Below are 16,522 nucleotides of genomic sequence, written 5' to 3' on the forward strand. Positions count from 1 at the left end.
TTGGTAGAGCACGACCTTGCCAAGGTCGGGGTCGCGAGTTCGAGTCTCGTTTCCCGCTCCAAATTCGATCCTCAGTGCGTCGCTGAGATCACAAAAAAGAGGCCTAAGGGCCTCTTTTTTTGTGCCTGCGATTTGGCAGGTTACCTGCATGCCGGCGACAGCGCCCGCCCAGGTGAAACAGGCTTAACGGCCTAGCGCACGGTGCGCGGCTCGGTCGGCATCTGCATGCGGATTCCACGACACTTGGACACCCAGCCCACGAGCATTTGGACGCTCATTCCACGCTCGCTTGGACAGGCAGGCAGTCGGAGCGCAGCGACGCAGGTTTGAATTGTTAGTCTGAAGTCCCTGCCGCCGTCAATTTTGTTGCGCGCCTGCGCATCGATTCGCCCTTCAGTTCGATCCGATAAGCGTTTTGCACCAGCCGGTCGAGGATCGCATCGCCCAAGGTCGGATCGCCGATCAACGCATGCCATTTGTCCACCGGCATCTGGCTGGTGACCAGCGTCGAGCGGTTGCCGTAGCGGTCGTCCAGCAGTTCGAGCATGTCGCGACGTTGCGCTGCGGTAAACGGTGCCAAGCCCCAGTCGTCCAGGATCAGCAGGTCAGTCTTGGCGTATCCGGCCAGCAATTTGGCGAAGCGACCGTCGCCGTGGGCAAGGCTCTGGCCCAAGGGCGACGCAATCCGGTGTGTACCCATGCTCAGTCAGGCATCGGTCGCTGATCGGTCGACACTGGCGCTGCCGGTAGCCGTCGATTCAAAGGTAGCGTTTTCGCCACTTGAACACCGTGGTTGAAGTGATCTCTAACTGCTCACAGATGGCCTTGGGGTCACCCCTTCAGCGAGTAAAAGAAGTATCCGCGCCCGTTGCCCGAGGCTTCGCTCCAGCGTACTCCTGCGTAACCAATGTTGAAGCGTATTGGCGTCAGCAGGTTGCAGTGAAAAGGAAGCGATGGGTCGGGGCATCCGAGAAACCAGGCGAGGTATGAAGGCAGGCAGTATATCAATATTCGTTAGAAAATTAACTAACCGCTCACGACGCTAGTACATGTTTGCTATTTGCGGCTTTGGTTTGGGGTGGCGCTTTTGAACTTGTAGGAATTTTCTGTTCTGGTGCGGCTTGGTGGAAATAACTTGCATTTTATGCATGTTGATCATTATTTCGTCTGAGGTTGTTTTTGTTGATGTGGGTCAATGCGTCGATGACGGTCGGGTTGCTCTTATTAAATGCATCAATGTTGGCGCTCTGGTGTGCCGCTTCGAACATTTGTTGTCATCTTAGGTATGTCTTGTAGGACGCTTCCTTATTTTAGAAAGGGGGTGGCGCGGCGCGAAAAGATGCGCCATGGTTATCGGGGAGGCACTTCCGGGTAGCGCTCCCGCCCAAGCAGTCGTACGCAATGGTTCGGTCTTGATTAATTTTGTTGGGGGTTCGGTGGCGCTCATTTGGGCGTTGGTTCCCGCTAGGAATCCCGGTTTGCAGGAGGTGGTATGGCTTCAAATAGCTTTCAGAATGAAGTGCCGAAGGCACGTGTCAATATCAAGCTTGATCTGCATACAGGTGGCGCCCAGCGCAAGGTGGAACTTCCCCTTAAACTCATTCTGATGGGAGACTACAGCAGCGGGAAGGAAAAGCGCCAACTGTCAGAGCGGCCGAAGGTAAACATCAACAAGAATAATTTTGACAGCGTGCTGTCCGATCTCTCGCCGAGTCTCAAGGTTATTGTTGACGATACGCTGTCGGGCGAGGGTGGGGAAACACCGGTCGAGCTGAGCTTTCAGCGCATGAAGGACTTCGAGCCAGAACAGGTTGCTCTGCAGATTCCTCAGTTGCGTGCAATGTTGGCGATGCGAAATTTGCTGCGCGAATTGAAGGCCAATCTTCTGGATAACGCAACGTTCCGTGCTGAATTGGAGCGGATACTTAAAGATGAAGCACTGAGTGACGAGTTGCGTAAGGAACTTGCTGCCCTTGCACCGCCAAGCGAGCGCTAGAACACCATCATCTCGACAGACTGGAAGCTAATAAATGTCCGAAGAACAATCTTCTGCGCAATCGCGTGGCGCCACCGTGCAGGTGGAAGAAAACCAGAGCGTCTATCACGCGCTGTTTGAAAGAATAAACCTTGAGCCGCTTGATCAGATGGGTGGCATTGAGGTGTTCCAAAGTATCGATGCGTTGTCAGAAGCGACAGCTAATGAGCGCGTTACTGCTTCGGTGAGCGTTTTTCTGGACCGTCTCAAACAAGTCTCTCCCAAGGTGGAGAAGCTGGACAGGGCTCTGCTGGATGAGCACATCGCCTCGATTGACGCTCAGATCAGCAGCCAGCTGGACGCGGTCATGCATCATCCGGATTTTCAACGGGTCGAATCAATCTGGCGCGGCGCGAAGTCGTTGATTGACCAAACGGATTTCCGTCAAAACGTCCGAATTGAGCTGCTCGATATCAGTAAGGAGCATCTGGCGCAGGACTTTGAAGACGCGCCGGAGATCTCGCAAAGCGGTTTGTATCTGCATACCTATACCCAGGAATACGATACGCCTGGTGGTGAGCCTATCGCGGCGGCAGTTTCGAATTATGAGTTTGGGCGAGGGGCGCAAGATATCGCATTGTTGCGCAATATTTCGAAAGTGGCGGCTGCATCCCACATGCCGTTTTTGTACTCGGTTGGTCCGGCCTTCTTCGGAAAAAACGCCATGGAGGAAGTGTCCGCGATCAAGGATATCGGTAACTACATGGATCGTGCGGAGTATATTAAGTGGCACGGCTTCAGGCAAACTGACGATGCTCGTTATGCGGGCGGGATAACACCCCGCACATTAGGGCGCTTGCCTTATGGGCCTGATACGAACCCTGTGCGATCTTTCAACTATGTGGAGCGAGTCAAGGGGCCGGATCACAGCAAGTATTTGTGGGTAAGCTCGACATTCGCGTTCGCGGCGAACATGGTCAAGAGCTTTATTGCCAATGGATGGTGCGTGCAGATTCGAGGGCCACAGTCGGGTGGCGCGGTTACCGACCTGCCGATTCATTTGTACGACATGGGGACGGGTAGTCAAGTCAAGATCCCCTCGGAAGTTATGATTCCGGAGACCCGAGAGTTTGAGTTTGCCAATTTGGGCTTGATTCCGCTCTCGTATTACAAGAATCGTGACTACGCATGTTTCTTCTCGGCCAACTCAGCTCACAAGCCGGCAATCTATGACACGGCGGAGGCCACGGCAAATAGTCGTATCAATTCGAGGTTGCCCTATGTGTTCCTGCTTTCTCGCATTGCACATTATTTGAAAGTTATCCAGCGGGAGAATATCGGTACAACTAAAGACCGTCGCCTGTTGGAGTTGGAGCTCAATAGGTGGGTCAGTGGCCTGGTCACCGAGATGACCGATCCGGGAGATGACTTGCAAGCTTCCCACCCGCTGAGAGAGGCAAAAGTGGTTGTCGAGGACATTGATGACAACCCGGGCTTCTTCAGGGTCAAGTTGTTCGCTGTGCCGCATTTCCAGGTTGAAGGTATGGACATCAACCTCTCATTGGTTTCGCAGATGCCCAAAGCAAAATCTTGATTGCGGTTGCAGGAGTGTATGTCGTGAAAATCGACCGGCCTTTATGGGCGTCCGGAGTGGTGTTGTCTGCGCAGCAGTTTCAACAGCAGGCCCGCTTTGAATCATGGACCAACCAGAGTATTGCCTCACTGGGCTTGGTCCACCCTTGGGGCATCCGAAATGTGGCGTTTGATGCAGATGCGCTGAGGTTGGGTAAGCTGATGGCCACTCGGCTTCAGTTGTGCCTACCAGACGGTACTTTGATCGACACCGATCGGCTGGATCGACTACCCAGTGCCCTGGAACTCTCTCGGGTATTGCCCGGAGATATCCAGACGGCAACGGTTGTGATCGCTTTGCCACTGGAACAGGCCAATGGTAACAACTGCCTGTTTGAGGGTGGCAGCGCTGAGCGGCCCGTCAGATATCACCAGGTATGGCGTGATACCAAGGACCTCTACACCAGTGAAATACAGTCAATCAGCGTGCTCGAACATGCGCTGAGCTTGCGTCTGGCTGATGACGATAATGCGGATTATCTGACCTGCCCGGTGGGGCGTTTGCTGCGTGATGGCAAGGATGGGTGGGCCATTGATGATACCTACATCCCGCCGTTGCTGAAGTTTGATGCTCATGCTGGGTTGTTGCTTCAACTCGACAACCTGCTCACCCAGCTGTCCGCCAAGCGTGAGCGTTTGATGGGAATGCGCCGGGAGAGCAACCAGCGAATGGCGGATTTCGCTGTTGCAGATGTCACGTTGTTCTGGTTGCTCAACGCGCTGAACACCTATCAGCCGGTGTTGGCAGACATAAAAGCGCAGCCTGCTCGCCATCCGGAGCAGGTATATCAACAGTTGGTGAAGTTTGCAGGTGGCCTGCTGACCTTCTCGTTAGACCAGCACATAGAGGACATACCCGCCTACCAGCACGCGGACCTTGAGGCGGTTTTCCCGCCCTTGATGCGTACCCTATCCACATTGCTGGAGGCGAGCCTGCCGTCCCGCGTGCTGGCGCTGATCCTGGAGGTGCGCAGCGCAAACCGCTGGCAGGTTTCTCTGAGCGATCCACGTCTGCTTGAGCCTGAAGGGGCTGACTTCTATTTGTCGGTCCGTTGCCGGCTGCCAGCTGTACAAGTTCAAAGCCAATTCCCACGGCTGTGCAAGATCGGTTGCCCCGATGATGTGGACCATCTCGTCAATGCGGCACTCGATGGCGTTCCACTGAAACCTTTGAGCCATGTGCCCGCCGCGATACCGCTGCGGCTGGAGAATCAGTACTTCGCGCTCGATCTCAGCCATGCAAAGGGCCGCGCCATGCTGGCTGATGGGGTCTGTGCCCTCTATGTCCCGAGTGTGTTTCAGGGTGTCCAGCTCGAATTGTTCGCGGTGCTTCGCTCATGAGTCGCACAGTGCAGAAGCACACCGCAGCCAAGGTGGACATCGACGCGTTGCTGCAGGACACCTATCTGTTGGTTGTCGAGTTGCGACACGGTACCGATGCGCACAGTAGTCCGCAGCTGTGGTCAAGGTGCGTGGCTGATGTCGAGCATGTACGAGCCATGCTTCAGCAGGAGGGTCTGGACCGCCGCAGCGTCGATCTGATCAGTCATGCGCAGTGTGCGCTTCTGGACGAAACAGTACTTGCCCGCGCCGAAGGCAGTGCCCATGAGGATTGGGCGATGGAGACCTTACAGGCAAGGTTTTTCAGCAGCCATCAGGCGGGGGAGTCGCTCTACGAAGATATGCGCTCTGCGCTGCAGGAAGCCTCTGTGTCCCCTTGCGTACTCACAGTATTTCATCGAGTCCTGATGCTTGGATTCCTGGGGCGCTACCGAGAGGCAAACCACCCGGAGCGGCAGCAGTTGTTGACTGCCATCTCCGCGCAAGTGCCGCCTCTGGATACAAGTCAGTCGCTGGTCGTTCAGTTAGGCAGTGGCCCACGGATGCCGATGTGGGGTTGGTTGCGATCTCCTCTGCTTCACATCGTGATGGCAGCTGCTCTTTTGGTAGGTGCTTGGTGGGCGCTTGATCACGCGTTAGGTGAGGCAGTGGCCTCGCTCTTGCCGGTGCAGGAATGAGCGCAATGGCGCAGGTACACAAACAGGGGCTTTGGCTATGGGCCGGTGCGCTGTCCTGGTTGTTGATTGCCACGTTGCCGCTGGCTGTAGAGGTTCAAGCGATCGCTACTTTGGTAGTCACTGCCTTGCTGGTGTTGGGTTGGCGCCGGACTCAGCGTACTGCCAAGAAACGTACACCGTTGCAGTGGGGCAGCGGTGTCCGCCTGCCTGCTGGCTCGTATCGTCATCCTGTCGTTCTAGCGGTCGGCGATTGCTTGGCTGAGCTGTGTGGGGCCTCGTCTGCTGAGCAGTTGGCGCCACGGGTAACAGTGGAGGGGTGTTATGTGCCAGTGCCCGATCTCTTGAAGTTGCCCGCAGCCGTGGCCGATCTGCTGCTGGAGCGGCCAGAGTGGGACGGGCAGCTCAGTGTCATGTGGCTGGTCAATCCCAGCGCCCATACTGACGGCGCAGTGCTTGCGAACCAGATACAAAGCTTGTGCCACCAGGTTGCGATATTGCGCAAGCGAGGTAGACCGCTGCCGCTGCTGATTGTGGGCTACTTCCCGAGCGCAGTTGGGGTGTCGCCCTGGTTCAGCTGGGAAACTGAAGCATCAAGTGTGCGAGCGCGTGAGGTGGGTGAGTGCCTGACGCTGGCCGAATGGGAGCGCAGGGGCACAGAACCTGAGAACCAGGCTGATCGATTCCGAACCACGGTGCAGTTGAGCGCTGCTGTGGGTTGGTTGAATCAAGCGTGCTTGCCGGAAATTGGCAAACGTAATTCCCGCGAGGGGATCGTAACAGCGGACGCCGTTGCGGTTGCATTTTGTCCCAAGTCTGAGGGCGCGCGTGATGGCAACCTCTGGCACCGTTGGCTACAGGAGCGGACTGGCCTTTCCTTCGCAGGTAGTGGGCCTAAACATACAAACGCGTCGTTACCCTTTCCTGATGCACTGCTCCATGTGTTGCCTGGCAGTACTCCACACAGTCGGCGAAGCAGGGCTGTGGTGATTGGAGTCTGGTTGTTCGTACTGACGGCTTGCGTTGCGCTGATTAGTTCGGCGAGGCAGAACACGCTCTTGATCCGTCAGGTCACCGATGATTTGCGACGCTACAGCACGGCTTCGCTGAGCCCCGATTCGGACAAAGTATCGCAACGCCAGGAGGCACTGATGGTGCTTCGCCAGGAGGCGCAGCGACTGGACCGCTACTATCGCCAAGGGGAACCGTGGTCGTTGGGGATTGGGCTCTATCAGGGCGAAAGGCTGCGTCCTTCGTTGTTGGCCGCAATCAACGGCCATCACATCCCGACGATGCCTCAGGGAGTGGCTGACAAGCCACGCACGGTTCGCCTGGACAGCCTGTCGCTCTTCAACAGTGGTAGCGCGCAGTTGAAGCCAGGATCGACCAAGTTTTTGGTGAATGCACTTGCAGACATCAAGGCCCAGCCAGGCTGGTTGATCGTGATCACGGGCCATACGGACGCGACGGGTAGTGACGAACAGAATTTGCGTTTGTCGCGAACACGCGCGGCGGCGGTTCATGACTGGATACAACACATGGGTGACATACCCAGCAACTGCTTCGCAGTTCAAGGCTTGGGTGCAAGCGAGCCCGTTGCAAGTAATGACACGGAACAAGGACGGTCGGCTAATCGCCGAGTTGAAATTCGCCTGGTGCCGGAGGCGGGGGCTTGTCAGCCCTCGGCTACGGCCTCAGGACTGCAACCCAAGTCGCACTCTGCGACTCCCAAAGCTTGAAATGAGGAGCTTCTAAATGGCTATTCCTGTTTATCTGTGGCTGAAAGACGATGGTGGAGCCGATATCAAAGGCTCGGTGGATGTAAAGGGTCGTGAGGGTAGTGTTGAAGTGGTCGGTCAAGATCATGATTTGTATATCCCTACCGATAACAATACCGGCAAATTAACGGGTACGCGTATCCATACGCCTTTTGTTTTTACTAAAGAGATAGACGCCTCCTCTCCTTATCTCTACAAGGCGGTGACGACTGGGCAGACGCTTAAAGAGGCGGAGTTCAAGTGGTACAAAATTAATGATGCCGGGCAGGAGGTGGAGTATTTCAACACCAAACTGGAAAACGTCAAGGTCGTGAAAGTTGCGCCAAAGATGCACGATGTCAAAGATCCGGCGAAAGAAAAACACAATCACTTGGAACTAGTCGAGCTGCGCTACGAAAAAATTACTTGGGCATTCAAGGATGGGAACATCATCCATTCAGACTCCTGGAATGAACGCCCTAGCGCCGCTGCCGCTGGATGAAACCTGGCTGTCAACCGAGGTTGGTTGACAGCCTCCAGCGTCTTGGGTTGAGCGTCCGTGCGCGGGCGTTCAGCCAAATACACCTCAGCTATTCAGATGCGCTCGCACTTGTGGCGGCATGTTGATTATTGACGACAAGGATGCCCTGTATGGCACACGATCCTACCCGCCTGCTTCGCCGGCTAAACGCCTACTGTACCCAGGCACTCACGGCAGCGGCTTCACTTTGTCAGGCGCGTGGGCACAGTCATATCACTGTTGAACATTGGCTGTTGAAGTTGTTTGAGCAGGGCGAGGGCGATCTCGTGGTCCTCGCCCGCCGATACGAGTGGGATATGGATGCCATCTGGCAAGGGCTGCTTGACCACTTCCATACATTGCCGCGCAGCGTTCTCAGCAAACCTCAGTTGAGCGGTGAGGTGCAGCAGCTGATCACCAATGCCTGGTTGTTGGCATCGCTGGATCGTGACTGTGAGCAATTGCGATCCGTTCACTTGCTGGGGGCGTTATTTGAAACGCCTAACTTGCTCAAATGTTCCGCCGCCTGGCCTCTATCGAGCCTCGGTCCGACGCAGTTCAAGCAAATGGAAACGCTGCTTGAGTTTGACTCGGAAGAGCGTCAACCGGGGCAGACATCACTGTTCAAGCCAGAAGTGTCAGGAGAGGCTAAGGCGGCAGTCGTCTTGAAGGGGGACGAAGCATCAGTCGCTGTCCTCGATCAGTTTAGCCATGACGTCACCACCCAGGCAGCAGCGGGGCAAATCGACCCGGTGTTCGGCCGCGACGATGAGATCCGTCAAATGATCGATGTGCTGAGCCGTCGGCGCAAGAACAACCCTATCCTTGTTGGCGATCCAGGTGTTGGAAAAACCGCTCTGGTCGAGGGGCTTGCTTTACGCATCGCCAGCGGGGATGTCCCCGATAGCTTGAAACCGGTGTGTATCCGTACTCTGGACCTAGGGTTGCTCCAGGCGGGCGCAGGGGTCAAAGGCGAGTTCGAGCAACGGCTGAAGAACGTAATTGATGCCGTCCAGCGGTCAGAGACGCCGGTGCTGCTGTTCATCGATGAAGCGCACACCTTGATCGGTGCTGGCAATCAGGCAGGGGGCGCAGATGCGGCGAATCTGCTGAAACCGGCTCTGGCGCGTGGCGAGCTGCGCACCATCGCTGCCACCACTTGGAGTGAATACAAGCAGTACTTCGAGCGCGATGCGGCGTTAGAGCGTCGCTTCCAGATGATCAAGGTCGATGAGCCGGATGATGCCAATGCTTGTGTGATGCTGCGAGGGCTCAAAGCGCGTTATGCCAGCTACCACGGCGTGCATGTTCAAGATGCTGCGGTGCAGGCGGCGGTCAGCTTGTCTCGCCGCTTTTTGACCGGGCGCCGTTTACCGGACAAAGCTGTGGATCTGATTGATACCGCCTGCGCGCGTGTTCGCATGAGCTTGGACTGCGAACCTCAGGCCTTGGTCCAGCTGAAGTCGCAGAAAATGGCCTTCACGGCAGAGAGGGTGGCGCTGGAAGAGGACGCGCAGCTTACCGGTATTACGGATGAATCTCGCTTGGCGAAGATCACTACCCAGCTGGTGCAGCTGGAGAGTCAGCAAGCCGCGTTGGAGCTGCAGTACCAACAAGAACTCGACCTCACCCACCAGCTGCTCAATGCTCGCCAGGGCGAGCAGGTTGATACAACTGTCTGCGCTCAGCTGCAAGAACACCTCAGCTACGTGCAGGGGAGTCGGCCACTGCTGTCCCTCGATGTGTGCGCACGCAGTGTGGCTGAGGTGATCGCAGACTGGACGGGCGTGCCTCTCGGTAGTCTGCTGAAAGACGAACATGCCAGCTTGTTGAACCTGGAAGATCAGTTGGCCGAGCGTGTTGTTGGTCAAGACCCGGCGCTGGTTGCACTTGCCCAACGGTTGCGCGCCGCCCGAACGGGCCTCACTGACGACAAGGCACCGATGGTTGTCTTCCTGCTGGTCGGTACCAGTGGCATCGGCAAGACGCAGACGGCGCATGCACTGGCCCACAGTCTGTTCGGTGGCGAGAAGTCCTTGATCACCCTCAACATGTCGGAGTACCAAGAGGCGCACACCGTCAGCCAACTCAAGGGTTCGCCGCCGGGTTATGTGGGTTACGGCCAGGGCGGCGTACTCACCGAAGCCGTCCGCCAGCGTCCCTATAGCGTGGTGTTGCTGGACGAAGTCGAAAAGGCCCACCGTGATGTACTCAACCTGTTCTATCAGGTGTTCGACCGCGGCTTCATGCGTGATGGAGAAGGAAGGGAGATCGATTTTCGCAACACGGTCATCCTCATGACTTCGAACCTGGGAAGCGACCTGCTGCAAGGTAGTATCGAGCGGCAGCCAGGCATTGAGGAAGCGGCACTGCATGAACTATTGCGTCCCGTGTTACGCGAGCACTTCCATGCTGCACTGTTGGCTCGCTTCCAGACATTGATCTTCCGCCCATTGGGGGCCGATGCACTCAAGCGCATTGTCGCCATCAAACTCGATCAAGTGGCCAAGCGCTTGCTGCGTCATTACGGCCTGCAATGTGAGGTTGATGACTCGCTCTACGAAGCGCTGGTCGCCGCCTGCCTTTTGCCCGATACCGGCGCTCGCAATATCGATAGCTTGCTCAATCAACAGATCCTGCCGGTGCTCAGTCAGCAGTTACTCCAGCGCCAAGCGCTCGGACAGCCCACCCAAGCCGTGACGCTTGGATACTGCGAAGACGCCGGCATCAGCTTGAGCTTTGCAGATGAACACCACGCAGCCGTAGCGGCTGCCGAGGGGGTTTGATGATGTCGAAGCCAATAATGGGTTTCACCCATAACCACTACCTGCTTGAAGTCGACCAGCTTGCTGTTGAGCTTGATGTACTGTCGTTCAAAGGTGAAGAGTGGCTGAGCAAACCGTTCAAGTACACCGTGGCATTCACTTCCCCGGAGCAGGATATCGAGGCTGCGCAGATCCTCGGGAAGGATGCCAGCTTTTATCTGGGCAAGTCTCAATCCACCGTCCAGCTCTCAATGATCAACGCTGCTTCACGTACGCTGCATGGCGTGATCACCGGTTTCAAGCGTGTCTCCGGTTCCCGGGATGAAGCCCGCTACCAAGTCACACTCGAAGCGCACCTGGCATTGCTCGGGCGTGGCAAGCAGTACCGGATCTACCAGCATCAGTCGGTGCCGGAAATCGTTGAAAGTGTCCTCCGTAGTCGCCACCAGTTCGAAGGGCAGCACTTCTTGTTTGACCTGGCGCGCGAGTATCCCAAGCGTGAACAGGTCATGCAGTACGGTGAGAGCGATCTGGCCTTCATCAGCCGTCTGCTGGCGGAAGTCGGCATCTGGTATCGCTTTACCCACGATGATCGCCTTTCCATCGATGTGGTCGAGTTTCACGACCATCAACGCCATTTCCAGTTTGGACTCACGCTACCACATCGCCCGCTGTCGGGTTTGACCAGCAATGGGCAGGAGGGCGTATGGGCGCTCCAAGTTGAGCATCAGGTGGTGGAGCAGCACATCAATGTGCGGGCTTATCATCACCGGGACGCGGCCGCCTTCCTGGATGGTGAGGTTGATCACAGCCGGGGGGGCACCACTACTTACGGCGAAGGCTATCACTACGGTGAACCCTATACCGCGCTGGGTGACGCCATTGACCAGGATGAGGACCTGCTCAGCGAAAGTGGCTACTTCTATGCGCGCCTGAATCATGAACGCTTTCTCAACGACCAGACGCGTTGCAATGGCGTCAGCAGCAGCGTAACGCTTGCCCCAGGGCAAGTGCTGACGGTCTCTGACGGGGCACCACAGGTGTTCGAGCCTGGGGTGGTCATTACACATTTGACCGTCGAGGCAGCACGCGACCGGAGCTTGGAAGCCAGGTTCGACGCGATTCCCTATTCGGAGTCGATAGGCTTTCGGCCCAGATTGCTGGGCAAGCCACAGATCGCCGGTACGGTGCCGGCGCGAGTTACCAGTACTCAAAAGAACGATTCCTACGGCCATATCGATATGGAGGGACGTTACCGGGTCAATTTCCTGTTTGACCGGGACACCTGGCGTGCAGGCGAGGAGAGTGTCTGGCTACGACTGGCACGGCCTTACGCGGGTGACACCCATGGCCTGCACTTGCCGTTGATCTGCGGTACCGAAGTGGCGGTGGCGTTTGAGCAAGGCGATCCGGACCGCCCCTACATCGCTTATGCCTTGCACGACAGTGAACATCCCGACCACGTGACGCTGCGCAACTACAAACGCAATGTGCTGCGGACCCCGGCCAACAACAAGTTGCGCATGGACGATACGCGCGGCCAAGAGCACATCAAGCTCAGTACCGAGCATAGTGGCAAGAGCCAGCTCAATCTGGGGCACGTGGTCGACGCTGAGCGTAACCCACGAGGTGGGGGGGCAGAGCTGCGCACCGATGGGCATGTCGCCATGCGCGGTGGAAGCGGCATTTTCATCAGCGCCGATGCACAGCCTGGGGCCAAGGGAAACATGCTCGAAATGGCCGCGGCCCTAGAGCGACTGGACCAGGCCAATGAGCAGTTGGAAGGGCTGTCGGTAGATGCGCAGGCGTGTAAGGCGGAGCCTGCGGATGTCCAAGCCCAGTTGGACCTGCTTAAGCAAGATCTGGAAAAGCTGAAATCCTCGGTGCTGTTGCTCAGTGCGCCTCAAGGGATCTCGATTACCAGTGGTGGTCATCTTCAGCTGGCGGCGCAAAAGAACCTGATGCTCAACGCCGGCGGCGAGGCCGATATGAGCGTGGTCAAACGCTTGTTTGTTGGAATAGGACAGGGACTCAGTCTGTTCGTGCGCAAATTGGGCATCAAGCTCATTGCCAACCAAGGGCCAGTCAGTATCCAGGCGCAGAACGATACCTTGTCGCTAATTGCACGGCATGGTCTGGACATTTCTAGTACTGAAGATGAAGTCCGGATCACTGCGAAAAAGAAGATTACGCTCAATGCCGGTGGGAGTTACATAGCGATAGAGGCGTGCAGTATTGAATCCGGCACTGAGGGGGACTATATCATTAAGTCCGCCTGTTTTGAGCATATGGATGCAATTTCTAAAGGTGTAGATTCCTTAAAGTTACCTGCGTCAGTAGGGGCTCTACAAGAGTTTGACGAGCAGTTCCAGATTTTTGAAGAGGATGGCCAGTCCGCAATGATTGGTGTTCCGTATAAGGTCACCAGTGAATCTGGAAAGGTTTGGCTGGGAAGAACTGACAGCCAGGGCCGTACCGAGCGTGTAAAAACTCTCAAGGCAGAAAAGTTGTCGTTGGTTTTTGGTCGTGAGCTCGAACACCGATCGGAAGCTGGCGAGTAGTGTTATTGGATGAATGAATAAGGCCTCTGCTGAGCGATGGGTACGAGTCTGGATAAATGGTTTGTTAGTGAAGTGTCGGGTATGGGTTGAATTGGTTTTTAATTGAGTCTGGCAGCATTATCTAGGGTGGTGGTATGCAAGAAATCAAGGGGGCGGTGAGCAGCAATTCAGGTGCGGAAAGCCTTGTGAAAGTTATCTCGACGGCGAATGGGCTCTCATGGGTTAGTCCAGGTGAGAATGACGGTTTTTATATTTCAGACCAAGCAGAGTTTCCAGAGATTACATTTGAGGTGAGAGTGCAAGGTGCCTTGCCTTTGAGCTGGTCGTGGGAAGTGGAATGGGATGCAAAAGTTAGTGGGCTAAAAGAACGGGCAAGGAAAGCCAGTTCCTTGCAGGAATTTAAGAAGTCAGGATCGTTCACTAGCAATAGTCAAATTTGGATTGCAGAGTTGGATGGAGAGGTTTTAGGAGGGAGGTTGACGGTTACGGTGGTCTCTGGTGGGAACAGTATTAAACGATCTGTGATAATCAAGGGGAAGAACCCGTCCAAGGAAGCAGTTGCTGCGTACGTGGGCGATTTGGATGACATGGATGGGTTTGAGAAGCTGTTGGAACAGGAAACGGGAAGTAAGCACTTCATTAATCTTGATGGGGAGCCAATTGTCGCCTTTGATAAAGGTTATGGTATTACGCAGATGACGAATCCAGCGCCTACTTATGAGCAGGCTTGGAGTTGGAAGGAAAATATTTTAGGCGGGTCGGGCATATACAAAGATAAGGTCTTTGCGGCAAAAAAATATCTAGGTCAGCAGGGGCGGGCTTACACGGATGATCAGTTGCAGCATGAGGTGTTTAGTCGTTGGAATGGTGGGTCCTATCATCAGTGGGATAGTGTTGCAGAGGTCTGGGTCAGAAAGAAAAGTATTCTCTGTGATTCAAATGCGGGAAATATTGGTTGGTCTATGGATAAAGAAAAGAATAAGGGAAAAACTGAGAGTGAGCTTCGGGAAAGGGATAAAGATAAGTACCGGGACGGTGGGAAAGGCCAAACCAAGGATCATCCCTGGCAGTACAGTGGGGTGTGTTATGCGGATCACGTTCTTGATAAATAAGCGATGGCTAAGTTTGATTGGTTTTTTTCTCAATACCTTTTGGGTTGCCGGAGTGTACGCCAGCGAGGTCCGTTGGATTGATGCCAAGGATGGGCAGGTGATGGTGAGAGCCAAAAATGGAAGCGAATATGTCCTAAGCGTTCCCATAGGAGTAAAAGGGGTCTATTTTGATGGGAATCTGCATCGTGTAAGTGACAAAGAGTACCTGTCTATATTCCAAGTGAGTGCCTCGAACCCAGTACGGCCCGATGGGTTCTGTGGTTCTGGAGATGAGGTCTGGCTTCAGTTATATGAATCTTCGTCTAAGGTGAGTAGTCGTATATTAGTAAGCAGCTGCCTGCACTCGGTCTCGCTAGCGAGCCAAAACTCAGGTCAGGAACGGCAGGATAATGATTATTCATCAGTGAAATGGGATGAGTATGGTTTTTCAATTGAGTGGTTCGGCCGGGTCGACAGCTTCGGTCGAGTCATTTCGCTTACTCGTTATAGATTGTGCAGCGACTCCTTCTGCGCCTCGGACTTTTTACAGGGCGAGCCTGGAAATTGATGAGCTCAAGTACTCTGTATGGGGAATATTTCGTGATTGGGATTGTCAGGGTTGGCGACAAAAATACGGCGGGTGGCGTGACACCTGAACAACGCAGGGATGAGACCTACGCACAATCGCCTCCACAGCGGTGCCCATCGAAGGCCGAATATGGCAGTTAAGAATCAGAAAGTTTATGAAGAGGCGCGACGGCCGAGCCCCCCAAGATGGTCGATTTGGCTTGGAATGTTGCTGCTGTTTATGCTCTTGGGGTTGATGGGCGGAATATTGTTTGTCGGTCAAGCGCCACCTGTAGATGCAGGAGGGATTTGGCAGGTAGCCCTAGGTACCCCTGTTCTGGTTTGGGTGATGGCAATTTCCACTAGGGTGATTATTTATGCGAGTTACGTTCGGGTTGCTGATGGGTGGGATGAGGCTAGGACGAAGGACTTGGAACAAAAATATAAAGTTGGTCGGCGTTCATTACAGGTGTGGGGCACAAGCGCCTATACGGCTTTAAGACGTCAAAGTGTAAGTGCAGAAGGCCAAGTCAGTAAACTTCTGGCGGGCGTTAGAGCTATTAAAAGCCAGCCATTTAGGATTGGAGGGAATGTAATACGCCATAGCTGCATAGACGGGGATGGTAATGCCGATCCAGAGCAAATATTGCTGCAGGCGTTCGAGCAAGTGTTGACTGATCTTGCACAGGTCTTAGATGGGTTGGCTGATGACATCCCTCTGAAGGTGCTCGTAGAGGGTGACAGTCAAATAACAGAGGCAACTTTACACCGTATATGGCGGAGCGTATGGTGCAAGTCAGGGGTTCGTCAGTCTACGGAAATTATCAGCGATGCCGGATTATTGGCCGTGAATCAATGGCTTGATCGAGGGGTCGAGGATAATTCGCTGCTCTTGATTGTTGCATTTCAATTTGCTCCGGAACAACCGAGAGATACAGCTGAAGTAGTGGTGGGCCTGCTATTAGGTAGCTGCAGTCCGGTACCGTCATTACATCCAATAGCTTGTCTGCATCGACCGGAATTTTTGCGTGCCCCTGATTCGGATGTCGATTTATCTGTGCAGCAGGCGCTGGAGTGGGTACCTATAAATGCGTGCTCGATTGAGCATGTTTGGCGATCGGGAGTTGACCGATATCACGATAGCCTGGTGACAATGGCGTTAACAAGCTTGAGCGGGGCTGGAGCCGAAAAAAAGAAATTTCACGATTTAGATTCATTGCTTGGGTCAGCAGGTAGAGCAGCCCCTTGGTTGGCGATTTCGCTCGCATCGGAGAGTATTAAATTGAGTGCGGGAGCGCAATTTGTTATTACTGGTGGCTCTGATGATTCGCTCTTTTGCCACTGCGCAGTGACACCAGCTTCGCCAAATTCGGTCTAAGTCTTTAGATGCTCGCAATAGTAATGTGGGTGCTTGGGATAATTCCTTTCATTGCTGTCGTTACGATCTTTGCGTTGGTGGTGTTCTGAGGTTGTCTTGGAGGGGTAGACTTGTTATCTGATAGAGTTGTTGAGTTGACGTGGTTGTTCTTTTTGACTGCTGCTGTGGTGGTATTGTCTGGAGGAGTTCTCCTGGTATTAGGGCGTCGCGTTGGTGGGTCAACTTATCGCCGTCACTCTTCTGTAGATCAAACCCAGGCAG

The 16,522-nt window shown here is 54.8% G+C and carries 11 protein-coding genes and 2 pseudogenes; 11 read left to right on the forward strand and 2 right to left on the reverse strand.

The features are described from left to right. The coding region (locus BLX42_RS26695; RefSeq protein ID WP_218580303.1) for a hypothetical protein at positions 1-195 on the forward strand (195 nt) is incomplete at its 5' end. 139 nt (positions 196-334) lie between these two features. Here BLX42_RS26695 and istB read toward each other — a convergent pair. Together istB and BLX42_RS26785 are read right to left on the reverse strand one after the other, a co-directional pair. Next, a pseudogene (gene istB / locus BLX42_RS03465) lies at positions 335-661 on the reverse strand (IS21-like element ISPsy14 family helper ATPase IstB); the annotation flags it as partial. A 100-nt stretch (positions 662-761) separates the two neighbouring features. Beyond that, a pseudogene (locus BLX42_RS26785) lies at positions 762-967 on the reverse strand (helix-turn-helix domain-containing protein); the annotation flags it as partial. Between the two features lie 525 nt (positions 968-1,492). Between BLX42_RS26785 and tssB the strand changes: the two are divergent. From tssB to BLX42_RS03515, 10 genes are all read left to right on the forward strand, one after another. Continuing rightward, positions 1,493-1,996 (forward strand): type VI secretion system contractile sheath small subunit, encoded by a 504-nt coding sequence (gene tssB / locus BLX42_RS03470; protein WP_161871148.1) that lies wholly within the window; start codon positions 1,493-1,495, stop codon positions 1,994-1,996. Between the two features lie 34 nt (positions 1,997-2,030). Then, positions 2,031-3,569 carry a type VI secretion system contractile sheath large subunit gene (gene tssC / locus BLX42_RS03475; RefSeq protein WP_161871149.1) on the forward strand — a complete coding sequence of 513 codons (1,539 nt, stop codon included), beginning with the start codon at positions 2,031-2,033 and terminating at the stop codon, positions 3,567-3,569. A 23-nt stretch (positions 3,570-3,592) separates the two neighbouring features. Continuing rightward, on the forward strand, positions 3,593-4,948 hold the full coding sequence (tssK, locus tag BLX42_RS03480) for a type VI secretion system baseplate subunit TssK (RefSeq protein WP_161871150.1): 1,356 nt from the start codon (positions 3,593-3,595) through the stop codon (positions 4,946-4,948). Further along, on the forward strand, positions 4,945-5,625 hold the full coding sequence (tssL, locus tag BLX42_RS03485; RefSeq protein ID WP_168216545.1) for a type VI secretion system protein TssL, short form: 681 nt from the start codon (positions 4,945-4,947) through the stop codon (positions 5,623-5,625). Before tssK ends, tssL begins: the two co-directional genes overlap by 4 nt. A gap of 5 nt (positions 5,626-5,630) precedes the next feature. Further along, positions 5,631-7,361, forward strand: a complete 1,731-nt coding sequence (locus BLX42_RS03490; protein WP_218580304.1) for an OmpA family protein — start codon at positions 5,631-5,633, stop codon at positions 7,359-7,361. A gap of 16 nt (positions 7,362-7,377) precedes the next feature. Then, complete coding sequence (locus BLX42_RS03495; RefSeq protein WP_012315100.1) at positions 7,378-7,881, forward strand: Hcp family type VI secretion system effector; 504 nt, start codon at positions 7,378-7,380, stop codon at positions 7,879-7,881. A 149-nt stretch (positions 7,882-8,030) separates the two neighbouring features. Then, the gene (gene tssH, locus BLX42_RS03500; RefSeq protein WP_161871152.1) at positions 8,031-10,685 is read left to right on the forward strand and encodes a type VI secretion system ATPase TssH; all 2,655 of its coding nucleotides are present in this window, start codon (positions 8,031-8,033) and stop codon (positions 10,683-10,685) included. Positions 10,686-10,702: 17 nt separating this feature from the next. Then, on the forward strand, positions 10,703-13,225 hold the full coding sequence (locus BLX42_RS03505) for a type VI secretion system Vgr family protein (protein WP_256671913.1): 2,523 nt from the start codon (positions 10,703-10,705) through the stop codon (positions 13,223-13,225). Between the two features lie 134 nt (positions 13,226-13,359). Beyond that, positions 13,360-14,337 carry a hypothetical protein gene (locus BLX42_RS03510; protein WP_161871154.1) on the forward strand — a complete coding sequence of 326 codons (978 nt, stop codon included), beginning with the start codon at positions 13,360-13,362 and terminating at the stop codon, positions 14,335-14,337. 772 nt (positions 14,338-15,109) lie between these two features. Further along, positions 15,110-16,261 carry a hypothetical protein gene (locus BLX42_RS03515; protein WP_161871155.1) on the forward strand — a complete coding sequence of 384 codons (1,152 nt, stop codon included), beginning with the start codon at positions 15,110-15,112 and terminating at the stop codon, positions 16,259-16,261. Positions 16,262-16,522: the final 261 nt, after the last annotated feature.

Origin of the sequence: Pseudomonas sp. SG-MS2, from assembly GCF_009933855.1 — a bacterium.
Taxonomy (GTDB): domain Bacteria; phylum Pseudomonadota; class Gammaproteobacteria; order Pseudomonadales; family Pseudomonadaceae; genus Aquipseudomonas; species Aquipseudomonas putida_E.